16 protein-coding genes and 1 tRNA gene are annotated in these 10,609 nt (G+C 44.6%); 10 read left to right on the forward strand and 7 right to left on the reverse strand.

Annotated elements, in window-relative coordinates:
- Positions 1 to 2: 2 nt before the first annotated feature.
- The 3 genes from VIM72_RS23390 to VIM72_RS23400 all read right to left on the reverse strand — a co-directional run bounded on the left by VIM72_RS23390 (position 3) and on the right by VIM72_RS23400 (position 1,515).
- Positions 3 to 329, reverse strand: coding sequence for a hypothetical protein (locus VIM72_RS23390; RefSeq protein ID WP_332005240.1), 327 nt, complete (start codon positions 327 to 329; stop codon positions 3 to 5).
- Between the two features lie 78 nt (positions 330 to 407).
- Complete coding sequence (locus VIM72_RS23395) at positions 408 to 701, reverse strand: hypothetical protein (RefSeq protein ID WP_332005241.1); 294 nt, start codon at positions 699 to 701, stop codon at positions 408 to 410.
- A gap of 418 nt (positions 702 to 1,119) precedes the next feature.
- Positions 1,120 to 1,515 (reverse strand): nuclear transport factor 2 family protein, encoded by a 396-nt coding sequence (locus VIM72_RS23400; RefSeq protein ID WP_332005242.1) that lies wholly within the window; start codon positions 1,513 to 1,515, stop codon positions 1,120 to 1,122.
- Positions 1,516 to 1,657: 142 nt separating this feature from the next.
- Here VIM72_RS23400 and VIM72_RS23405 point away from each other — a divergent pair, with 142 nt between their 5' ends.
- A complete protein-coding gene (locus VIM72_RS23405; protein ID WP_332005243.1) occupies positions 1,658 to 2,656 on the forward strand; it encodes an AraC family transcriptional regulator in 999 nt (332 codons plus the stop codon).
- Here the strand turns inward: VIM72_RS23405 and VIM72_RS23410 are convergent.
- Entirely contained in the window at positions 2,644 to 3,231 is a 588-nt protein-coding gene (locus VIM72_RS23410; protein WP_332005244.1) for an SMI1/KNR4 family protein, read from the reverse strand. The genes VIM72_RS23405 and VIM72_RS23410 overlap by 13 nt on opposite strands.
- 147 nt (positions 3,232 to 3,378) lie before the next feature.
- On the opposite strand from VIM72_RS23410, the gene VIM72_RS23415 reads away from it, so the two are divergent.
- The gene (locus VIM72_RS23415) at positions 3,379 to 3,660 is read left to right on the forward strand and encodes a hypothetical protein (RefSeq protein WP_332005245.1); all 282 of its coding nucleotides are present in this window, start codon (positions 3,379 to 3,381) and stop codon (positions 3,658 to 3,660) included.
- A 56-nt stretch (positions 3,661 to 3,716) separates the two neighbouring features.
- Here VIM72_RS23415 and VIM72_RS23420 read toward each other — a convergent pair whose 3' ends face one another.
- On the reverse strand, positions 3,717 to 4,562 hold the full coding sequence (locus VIM72_RS23420; protein ID WP_332005246.1) for an AraC family transcriptional regulator: 846 nt from the start codon (positions 4,560 to 4,562) through the stop codon (positions 3,717 to 3,719).
- An 85-nt stretch (positions 4,563 to 4,647) separates the two neighbouring features.
- On the opposite strand from VIM72_RS23420, the gene VIM72_RS23425 reads away from it, so the two are divergent.
- From VIM72_RS23425 to VIM72_RS23455, 7 genes are all read left to right on the forward strand, one after another.
- A complete protein-coding gene (locus VIM72_RS23425) occupies positions 4,648 to 5,046 on the forward strand; it encodes a DoxX family membrane protein (protein ID WP_332005247.1) in 399 nt (132 codons plus the stop codon).
- Positions 5,046 to 5,990, forward strand: a complete 945-nt coding sequence (locus tag VIM72_RS23430) for a polysaccharide deacetylase family protein (RefSeq protein WP_332005248.1) — start codon at positions 5,046 to 5,048, stop codon at positions 5,988 to 5,990. The genes VIM72_RS23425 and VIM72_RS23430 overlap by 1 nt, the downstream gene beginning before the upstream one ends.
- 71 nt (positions 5,991 to 6,061) lie before the next feature.
- A complete protein-coding gene (locus VIM72_RS23435) occupies positions 6,062 to 7,003 on the forward strand; it encodes an AraC family transcriptional regulator (RefSeq protein WP_332005249.1) in 942 nt (313 codons plus the stop codon).
- Between the two features lie 85 nt (positions 7,004 to 7,088).
- Positions 7,089 to 7,829, forward strand: a complete 741-nt coding sequence (locus VIM72_RS23440; RefSeq protein ID WP_332005250.1) for an SDR family oxidoreductase — start codon at positions 7,089 to 7,091, stop codon at positions 7,827 to 7,829.
- A 31-nt stretch (positions 7,830 to 7,860) separates the two neighbouring features.
- Entirely contained in the window at positions 7,861 to 8,613 is a 753-nt protein-coding gene (locus VIM72_RS23445; protein ID WP_332005251.1) for an SDR family oxidoreductase, read from the forward strand.
- Positions 8,614 to 8,625: 12 nt separating this feature from the next.
- A complete protein-coding gene (locus VIM72_RS23450; RefSeq protein ID WP_332005252.1) occupies positions 8,626 to 8,973 on the forward strand; it encodes a DoxX family protein in 348 nt (115 codons plus the stop codon).
- A complete protein-coding gene (locus VIM72_RS23455; protein ID WP_332005253.1) occupies positions 8,970 to 9,353 on the forward strand; it encodes a hypothetical protein in 384 nt (127 codons plus the stop codon). The genes VIM72_RS23450 and VIM72_RS23455 overlap by 4 nt, the downstream gene beginning before the upstream one ends.
- Before the next feature lie 5 nt (positions 9,354 to 9,358).
- On the opposite strand, the gene VIM72_RS23460 is transcribed toward VIM72_RS23455, so the two are convergent.
- Positions 9,359 to 9,949, reverse strand: a complete 591-nt coding sequence (locus VIM72_RS23460) for a 2'-5' RNA ligase family protein (RefSeq protein ID WP_332005254.1) — start codon at positions 9,947 to 9,949, stop codon at positions 9,359 to 9,361.
- 276 nt (positions 9,950 to 10,225) lie between these two features.
- On the opposite strand from VIM72_RS23460, the gene VIM72_RS32350 reads away from it, so the two are divergent.
- Positions 10,226 to 10,435: a helix-turn-helix transcriptional regulator gene (locus VIM72_RS32350; RefSeq protein WP_349258984.1), complete on the forward strand. Its 210-nt coding sequence runs from the start codon at positions 10,226 to 10,228 to the stop codon at positions 10,433 to 10,435.
- An 84-nt stretch (positions 10,436 to 10,519) separates the two neighbouring features.
- Here VIM72_RS32350 and VIM72_RS23465 read toward each other — a convergent pair.
- Positions 10,520 to 10,591: transfer RNA gene (locus VIM72_RS23465), tRNA-Arg, on the reverse strand.
- Positions 10,592 to 10,609 lie beyond the last annotated feature (18 nt).

Genomic DNA, 10,609 nt, shown 5'->3' on the forward strand with positions numbered 1-10,609 from the left:
ATTTATGCGTTGCAATCGCAGGGCGTAGCAATGCCTTCGGTGATCCATTTTATAAAAGCGCTTTCCTTTTCAAATTGGGGGAGGTTTAATTGTTTCCCTGTGATGTCTTCCAGTGAAAATCCATCGGCATGTGTTTCCACCGCCTGGCGGGTGGCTATTTCCTGTTCAGTGCTGTAATGGCCCAGGAGTTTTTTAAGCTCAAAAACTGCGCTGTCGGAGGTGTCGTTGGCATGGATCACAGCTACTACAAATTCATATTCGCCGAATTGCTGTAATGCCGCAATATTTTTGGTATTAACCTTATAACAGGCACCTGGTTTCAGTTGCATACGTGGGAGTTTTTAGGTTTACAGGCAGCAAAAAGCCGGTAGGTTTCCCTGGCCGGCTTACGTTATGGCAGTGTAGATCTAGTCTTTCTTCTTATCATGTATCTGCGATTTCTTCAGATATACCTTCTTACCTTTCCCGTCTACAATATATTTCCTGTCTTTTTTATCGATGTAAACGGTTTCTCCGCCCGGTCCTTCCTTGCCTTTATAAATTTTGTCTGTAATGGCGGAGGCCCCTTTCACGGCAATAGAGGCTGTTTTATGCCCTACTTTTTTGGCGGTGCTGTCTATTCCCTGTGCAAAAGCGTGCTGGCCGGCCAGTGCTATTGCTATGCCAACGGCTGCAGCTATCAGAAATTTTGGAGTTTTCATGTTTATTGCTTTTTTAATTAAAAAATGATTGCCTGATGCTGGTTATTATTCAACAATAATGCCACTTGATTTGTTTATTGAAATACAGTTTTTTACAGATGTTCTTTTTACCGTATCGCAGGGTACATACCGGGGATTTTCCCCGTACCGGATCAGTTTTTTTTCGTATATTCATTTACGGTAAACCCTCTGCCTGTGAAGTAGCCGAATTGGTCTGTATCTATCTGTTCCTACACCTCACGGGGAGAATAAAAGTAACGCGTAGCTATAATACAACCGGTAGTTGATTTCTCCTTATTAACAAATGCTGGAAAGAAAGTAACTGTTATACGTAACAGCAGGGGGGAAGTATTTGTAAGTAAAAACACCTTCCAGGCTGCCCATAGCCCGGAAGGTGTTGCCCGTGATAGTTATTGAATCAGTTACCCCAGAAAGTATTTTCCTGCAGGATATCTTCTGCATATATTTTTGCCGCTACAATTTTTCCATCTTTTACCGTATATACGTCCACGTTATCTGTATGCAGTTCCGCACCAGGTCTGGATGCTTTCCACGTTAGTACAACAGATGCCTGGTTACCATTTACAGCGATGGTTTTTACAGCATGAAGCGACATGGTATTCTGCGATACTTCAAACATGCCGCCTACCATCTGGAATACTTCCCCGCTGGATTTTTTGATACCGGAGAAGCGGTTGTTGCCCGGTTGTTCCCAGGTTACTTCGGGGTGCAGCAATGCGCCCAGCTTTTCAAGGTTTACCTGTTGTACTGCATTTACAAAATCTGTTACTACCTGTAATGTTTGTTGTTCCATTTTATATTTTTTTTATTGTTGATGAATTGATAATGCAAAGCTATTACCCTGCGCCCCTTTATCATTTATCTTTACCCGACAAATACTTACCATTTTACGACACGATGATTTTTGTAATCAGTCTGCCCAATACCTTTGTTATATGAAACAGCTGGTATTAAGTATTATCGCATATGCGGTACAGCGTGATGTAGATGCGGCGCAGCTTTGTAAGCTGGCAGGCATCGACCTGGCGGCATTGAAAAAGAGCCATGCAGCTCCTGTTACTGCGCAGCAGTTACAAGACCTGTGGCTGAATGCAGGCAGGTTAACCAATGATCCTTTATTTGGGTTACATTTTGGCGAATCGTTGCAACCTGCCGCCCTGGGCGTGGTAGGGGAAATTATCAGGAGTAGCGCTACCGTAGGGGAAGCGCTTACACATGCTGCCGCATTAACGCACCTGGTTACAGACCAGTGCAGGATGGAGGTGGCCCGCACTGCAAAGAACTTCACAGTACGGCTGCTGCCGTTGGTGGATTACGGAGCCGCTCCGCCTTATGCTTTCCGGCAGCTGATTGATCTTTTATTGATGATGGTGATCCATGAGCTGGATGGTTTGCTGCTGGAGAAAATTGTTCCGCAGGCCGCCCGGCTGGCGTATACCGTTCCCGACCCGGCGGAATATGAGCGTGTTTTCCGCTGTAAGCCGTCAAAACGGGCTGGGGAATATGTGCTGGTATTCGACAGCAGGTATTGGGATGAGCCGCTATTAACGGCCAATTATGAGCTTCAGAACCTGTTACTGCAAAAGGTGAGCAGTCTGCCTAAAACACAGGGACAGCCGCAAACCCTGCAGAACAGGATCTATAATTACCTGCTGGCCAACTCTTATCTTGGCGTATCATCGCTGAACAATATGGCAGCTAACTTCAACATGAGCCCACGCAGTTTACAGCGGAAACTGAAGGAAGAAGGCGTAAAGTATCAGGATATTGCAGATTCGGTGCGGCATTCACTGGCGGTGTATTATATTTCTTCCGGTAATTACCCTTTGAAAGATATTTCCTGGATGCTTGGTTATAATGAGCTGAGTGCGTTTACGAGGGCTTTCAGGCGATGGACAGGTAGTTCGCCGGTACAGTATCATCAGTCGTTGTAGTTCAGGAATGTGTCTTTGTGCACGATCCCCCATTTCTTTACAAAAATATATTCTCCTTTTTCCAGGGCGTTTAGATAGTCCTGTAGCCATTCTTCAAAGGAGCCGGCTATAACGGCGCGGTGGCTGTCGTCGTGCCAGAAGGTAATTACCTGCCCATGCTTGCCTTCCGGTGCAGGGTCCAGGTCGATACACAGGTGATTGCCGAAGCCATCGCCGGTAAAAGGGATCCACAGCGGGTTCCACCAATCGTTTTTAATGCCGGTATCCGGTGTGGAAAGTATGGGCTCATCATGATAGTTGAAAGTGCCGGCATCCAGCAGGTCTTTCCAGTGATGCCACTGCGTAATGATATCTTCCACACTCAGCAGCTGATCTGCATCTACCAGGCCTGCCCTGGCTTTCTGCTGGCCGTTGTGAACGGCATAAAATGCTTTGAAAGAATCCGGCATAGCCGTTCCTATGAGTTTTTCCAGGGATTCCACCGCTTCAAAAGTAACACCGGGATGAAGGATATTGAGCAGCCGGGGGGCGTTCCGCTGCATCCACTCTTCCCATCTGAGCCAATATTGCTGCATATGGTATGGGTTTTAACGACTATAAAGATGTGAAATTTATTCAATAAATTTATTCATTCCCGCTGCATGTTTTTTATAAGCTAATAATCAATAATTTTGTAGCTCTTGTAAATGCGTACAACATCATTAAAAGTAAATAACTCCTTTATGGCACAGCTACCTAAATTTCTCATTGCAGACGACCCTGTAACAGATCCGGAAAATGAATATATTTTTCATACCGAGAAACCCCGCTTCTTTGCCAAACGGGTAGAAGAAGATGAAGAAACTGCCTACATCGATATCATTCATGAAATCGACAATGTAGAAGAATTTTATAAGAACGCTCCGGAAAAGAAACAGGAACTGCTGGAACAGCTGGAAGACTGGTACTACTCTTACATGGAGTGGCTGGAAGATGATGGTGAAGAAGAGGATGATGAAGAATAGTAACAGAAAAGGTATTGTAAAAGCGCCTGCACATTGCAGGCGCTTTTTTATGCAGTTCAATTAGCCTGCAACTGCAGCTCTTTCCGGTAGGCAGAAGGGTTTACGCCTTTATATTTTTTAAACATCCTGTTCAGATGGCTTTCATCTGTGAAACCCAGTTCATCCGCAATTTCGCCCACCCGCATACTGCTGTACTGCAACCTTGTTTCTACCAGCTTTAGTTTATATTGGGTTATATACTGCTGCAGGCTGTCGCCGTTGTTACGTTTAAAATATTCGCTCAGGTAAGTAGGCGAAATATTAAAGTGGGCTGCAATCTGCTCTGCCCGTAGCTTTTCAGGCGTGTAAATATTTTCGTGTATGTAATGCAGTATATTCATGGAAGCATCCTGTTTGGCCGGATGCTTTGGTTGTTCCGGCATTTGCAGCAGTATATTCCTTGCAATCACCATGATCATGGTATTTACAATCTGCTGTGCCATTTCCCGGTGATAAGGCTGCTGGTTTACCAGTTCACGTATCAGGGCTTCTACCAATGCTTTTACCAGGGGTTTATCATTTTTGTTTTTTAAGATGCACCCCGGCATATGGTTATTGTTCTGGAAAATGAATTCCAGTTGCTGTATCCAGTCTTTATGCTGATTTTGAAGATAGATGTTATTAAAGCGGATAAAGAAGAACTTGGTGGATTCCTGTACATCAAACGAGTGACAGTCCTGCGGCATTACCAGGAACAGTTTTCCCGGGCTGTAAGGCAGCTGGTTCTTGTTCACACACTGCATGCCAGTGCCTTCCACGATATATACAAGTTCAAAAAAGTTGTGCTTATGCGGATCTATCGGGCACTCGGTGCATTCACGGTATTCAATCTCAAAAGGCTGGTATAAATTCTCTTGTAGCATACCTGCAAAAGTACAGAATGATCCTAAGAAAGTACAAATTATTTGTCTACTTTCACCAGATCTTTGCTGTACAAAATTCACACAAATGGAAAATAACGCTATCGCATTCCTGTTGTTCCGGCTGACAGTAGCTGCGAGTATGTTTGGCCACGGCCTGGTAAGGCTTCCCAAGTTGAATGGTTTCAGCGCCTGGATGGTTAAAAGTTTTGAGAAATCAATGCTGCCGGACCTGCTGGTGGTACCTTTCAGCTATGCATTGCCTATCGCCGAATTTGTAATCGGGCTGTTGCTCCTGATAGGCTTATTTACCCGGGCTTCCCTTATTGCCGGCGGGGTAGTAATGGTGCTACTGGTATTTGGTACTGCCATGATAGAAAACTGGGATGCATTGCCTTCACAGCTGATCCATGCCGCTTTCTTTGTAGTACTGCTGGTTTTTATCCGATACAACACTCTTGCGGTTGATCATCTCATAAAAAAATAATGACTACAAGAAAAGAATTCCTGAAAACAGCCGGCCTGGCCGGTTTGGCAGGTATGGTGCTCCCGGGAACAGCACTGGCACAAACCAAAGTAGCCCCTGCAGCTTCAACAGGTCCGGGATGGGCAGATGGCTCCCGGCTGGTAGTATCTGTATCTATGCAGTTTGAAGCCGGCGGGCAGCCGGACAGGCCCGAGAGCCCGTTCCCGCAAAATATGCTGAAAGGCTACAAGGATCTTCCCGCCACTACCTGGTACGAGTATGGCTACAAGGAAGGCATTCCCCGCATGCTCGATAACTGGGATAAACACGGCATTAAAGTAACCTCGCATATGGTAGGCAGCGCCGTGGAAAAACACCCCGCCCTGGCCAGGGAAATTGTACAACGTGGACATGAAGCTGCCGCACATGGCCGCGACTGGTCATCGCAGTACATGCTGCCTTATGAAGAGGAAAAACAATTTATTGCAGATGGCGTGGAAGCGGTAAGAAAGGCCACAGGCGTTACCCCGGTAGGCTATAATGCCAACTGGCTACGCCGCGGCGATAATACGCTTAACATCCTGCAGGAACTGGGTTTCCTGTATCATATCGATGACCTGAGCCGCGATGAGCCGTTTATTACCAAAGTGAATGGCAGCGACTTTGTAGTGGTGCCCTATACATTGCGCTGTAATGATATCCAGCTGGTAGCTGGGCAATGGTTCTCTACTGATCAGTTCCTGCAACAGGTAAAAATGGAATTCGATCAGTTATATGAAGAGTCGGCCCGCCGCAAACGGATGATGTCCATCAGTTTTCACGACAGGATTGGCGGTACTCCTCAACTGGTAAAAGCTACCAGTGAGTTGTTTGCCTATATGCAAAAACATGCCGGTGTGGTGTTTAAAAGAAAGGACGATATAGCGAAGATGGCACTGGCGGATAAAGGGACGATCAGGGAGTAAGGCGTGAAGTTAAATAGAGACAGGTATTATTGCCTGTCTTTTTTATTTAATTTCACACAAAGCAACATCCAATGCCAGAAAGGAAAGCACGCCAGGAGGAAAGGATCATTTTTAACAGCCTGCTGGATCAGTATCTCTACCAGGGTTTGCCGGTAGACCGTATAGATGCGAAAACCGCCTTTACCATCCATAACCTGAAAGATATTCATCTTCAGCTGCCTTATACTTCTATTGTATACCGTACTAATTTCTTTTCTTTTGTTTTTGTGAAAGATGCCATCGGCCGGTATACCACCGATGAACAAACTTTTAACACTTCCCCCGGAACTATTTATTTTACTAACCCGGGGCATTTTAAGTCGTTCGAATGGCAGCAGATCAACGATGTGCACCTGGTTACACTCAGCGAATCCTTTCTTAAGGAAAATGTACATCCGAAGATTTTTGAAGAGTTCCCATTTCTTCTTGCGGAAACAGTACCGCCCAGAACACTGCAGCCGAAGGTGTTCGCGGAGTTTGAACAATTATACCTGCAGATAGAAAAAGAATATTTCTCCTCCTCCACATACAGAACACGGATGATTGGCAGCTTGTTTGTAGTGCTGCTGCTGAAGATCAAAGAATATTTCTGGGAAGATTATAATCCCATATATGAAGGTAACCGCAGCTCTCAGATCGTGAAACAGTTTAAAAGAACGCTGGAACAGCATTACCGCGACCTTGTAAGCGGTAAGGCCGGTAAAGTATTCAGGGTACAGGATTATGCGGATGCACAGCACCTACATCCCAACTATCTTAGTAACGTGATCAAAAGTAAAACAGGGAAACCCATAGGCACCTGGATTTCAGAGAAAACCATTACAGAAGCCCGCTCGCTGCTGCAGCATTCCCCTGCATCCATTAAGGAAATTGCCAGCCAGCTGGGATTTACAGAAGCTACCCATTTCAGTAATTACTTCAAGAAACAAACCGGTATTTCACCTGTACTTTACAGGAAGCAACATGCATCTTAGATATTTGTAACTATTAGTGTAATTCTTATACTTTTTGGGGCAACTGTTGTTTCATCTTTGTGTTATCAGATTAAAACACAAAATCATGAGCACTTTAAAAGATAAGATTATCCTCGTTACCGGTTCTTCGAGAGGTATTGGCGCTGAAATTGCCCGTCAGCTGGCCGCCGCAGGCGCAAAAGTGATTGTTAACTATGCAGGCGGCAAAGATGCAGCACTGCAGGTGGCAGACAACATCAAACAACAGGGCGGCGATGCCATTGCGCTTCAGGCCGATGTGAGTAAAAGCAGCGAGGTAAAAGCCCTGTTTGATGCCGCTATTGCGCATTATGGCCGAATCGATGTACTGGTGAACAACGCCGGCATCATGATCACCAAACTGATCAAAGATACCTCCGATGAAGACTTTACCCGTCAGTTCGACATCAATGTAAGAGGTACCTTTAATACTATGAGGGAGGCGGCCACCCGCCTGGCGGATAACGGTAGTATCATTAACTTCTCCACTTCCGTAAACCGTATAATGCTACCTGCCTATGGCACCTATGTAGCCACCAAAGCTGCCGTGGAACAGCTCACCCGCGTATTCTCCAAAGAAGTGGGCGCACGGGGCATTAACGTGAACTCTGTTTCACCCGGCCCAACAGATACGGAATTATTCACCAATGGCAAATCAGCAGAACTGATTGCCCGGTTGGCATCTCTTTCTGCTTTCAACCGTATCGGCGAGCCTGATGATATTGCACGCGTAGTAGTATTCCTCGCCAGTGACGATGCCAAATGGATCAGCGCCCAGAACATCGGTGTGAATGGCGGTATGGCCTGATCATCTTTCTGAAAGAATAAATATAAATGTCATGAACAGCTTAAAAAATAAAGTGGCGCTGATCACAGGATCAGCAAGAGGTTTAGGTAAAGCTATTGCTGAACGTTATGCAGCCCTGGGGGCTGATATAGTGGTGAATTATTCAAAGGATAAGGCATCCGCAGATGAAGTAGTAAGCAATATTGCCGCCATGGGGGCGCGTGTAATTGCCGTACAGGCCGACGTAAGCAAGGTAGCCGATCTTGAAAAACTGTTTGCAGCAGCGAAAGAAGCCTTTGGTAAAATTGATATTGTAGTAGCCAATGCTGGTATAGAGATGGTAGAAGTACCGGTAACGGAATTCACAGAAGAACAGTTTGATAAAGTATTTTCCATCAATACAAAAGGGACTTACTTCACTATGCAACAGGCCGCAAAACACGTAGAGAATAATGGCCGCATTATTTATATCGCTTCCAGTACTACTTCTTTCCCTGTACCTGGTATGGCCGTTTATGGTGGCAGTAAAACCACGCCAAGATACCTGGTAGATATTTTATCAAAAGAAATCGGGCATAAAGGAATTACCGTAAATTCGATTATCCCATTCGCGGTAGATCACTCCGGTATTTTTGTAGACCCCGCGGCTTATCCTGAACTGAGAAAACAATTACTGGATAGCTGCCCGATGGGAAGGCTCGCTGAGGTGGAAGATGTGGCTAACCTGGCAGAGTTTTTTGCAAGCGATTTATCATCTTTTGTTTCCGGTCAGCACTTGCTGGTAAACGGAGGCGCTACCAATTAAAAATCTATTGTTATGATACTTAAAGTACTCAATGCCGCCCTGATTATTTTTGCTGTATTTATGGGCCTGAAACAGGGCCTGGCCATGATTGGCCAGAAACCGGAAATGGTTGCCATGTTCAGTCGCTGGCATTTTAGCAAAACAGCTATCATCATTAACGGGATAGTTACGGTGTTGAGTGCTTTAATGATCCTGTATCCCAGAACATTCCTGCTGGGTAACTTCCTGATGGCAGCATCTATCCTGATGATCATCTGCTTTTCGTTGTACGGCAGGGATCTGAAAGGCGCGGCTATAGAAGTGCCTTTCTTTCTCCTGAATCTTGTTATCATCTATTTGCAACATCCGCTCGCAAAATGAAAACGTTATTATTGGTCATCACCACGATCTTCTTTGTACAGCAAAACAATGGTACTATGAATACGGATAAACTTACCAACGCCACGGTAAAGCAGGCGGTGAACGCCCTGCAGGCAAATGACAGCAAAGCCTGGTTTGCATTATTCACTGATCAAGCAGCATTGTATGATGATGGAAATAAAATGGATTTTAAAGCTTTCTGGCAGAAGGCAATTGGGCATGAACGTTTTACCAGTATCGACAAAGTGGAGAACAACGGGCTGGATGTGTATGGCCGTTTCCACAGCGATCAGTGGGGCGATTTTAAAACCTGTTTTAAGTTTCATATTGATAAGGATGGGAAAATTGACAGACTGGATATAGGGCAGGCGAAGTATTAGGCTAATCATTCGGGCAGCAGTACTTCAGAAAGTAGTTTATAGGTGGTGTCTGCAGCAGATTTTTTCAGGATGGTGATTTTATCACACAAAAAGGAGCGGTGACAATCAAAGCCGGAGAGGTCTATTCCACTCAGTTTATTGTGGGGTATATCCTTTACTATTGTCAGGTGTGGCGTTATTCTTTGTTGCTTACCTTTAAGCACACTAAACAGTGATTTGTGCAGTTCCGTTATCGGGCGGGGATAACGGATTTTTAAAACAAGTGAATCTGAAGTATACCCATGATTAAAAATCTCGTACCCATCAAGCTCAATCCCGAAGCGCAGTAGTCCACACATTTCAACCGCTTTTTTTACCAGGTGAATGATTCGTTCGTCCATTTCTTTACAGGTTAGTTTTAGCAAGGAAATATGTGCTTTTAAATAATGATCACTTTGGGCGCCGGGGATCAGATGATAAAGTTTGTGTTCCAGGAGTTTAACCTCGTCTGTTATGCTTTGTGGCGGTGAAATGATAATGGAATATATTACCATTTTGGAGGGAATGGCATCCAGGGGGAAAAGGGTTAACTGATCAGGATGATGGCGGCGTGGCATAAAGGGATAACAAAGTATGGGGAGGGTTGGTTTAGGTGGGTATGTATCTTTCGGGTAGTTTTTTGACAAGTTATTAATGATGTGAGCGTGTACTGTAGATCCTTCCCGGATATGGCTTATTATTTTTTATAACTGAAAGGGTGCAAATGCAATTGGGATGAGTGTTGGTAGTGGCATGTCTTTGATAGCGAAAGGATGAGAAGGGCCACAAGTATTATACCCTTTTGGGTATAATTTTGTTTTTAATTCATATTTTTATACCCAAAAGGGTATAAAATGAGTAGTCTTTCGCAACTAATCAAGGCTAAACGTAAACAGCGTGGTCTAACGCAGCATGATCTTGCATTAAAGTCAGGGTTGGGATTAAGATTGATACGGGAAATAGAACAAGGGAAAACTAGTATGAGAATGGATAAAGTGAATCAGTTATTGGCGCTGTTTGGAATGGAGCTTATTCCGGGGACTAAAATATATGACAATGAGTAAGAGGAGAATGTTTTTCTGATTAAGCAAACGGAGCCAATCAATAAAAAAAACCGCAAACGATTACACCGTTTGCGGTTCTATCCGTAGCCTCAACAGGGATCGAACCTGTATCTAAAGTTTAGGAAACTTCTATTCTATCCATTGAACTATGAGGCCAGTACTTTTTAACCCCAA

Origin of the sequence: Chitinophaga sp. (genome assembly GCF_036569185.1) — a bacterium.
Classification (GTDB): domain Bacteria; phylum Bacteroidota; class Bacteroidia; order Chitinophagales; family Chitinophagaceae; genus Chitinophaga.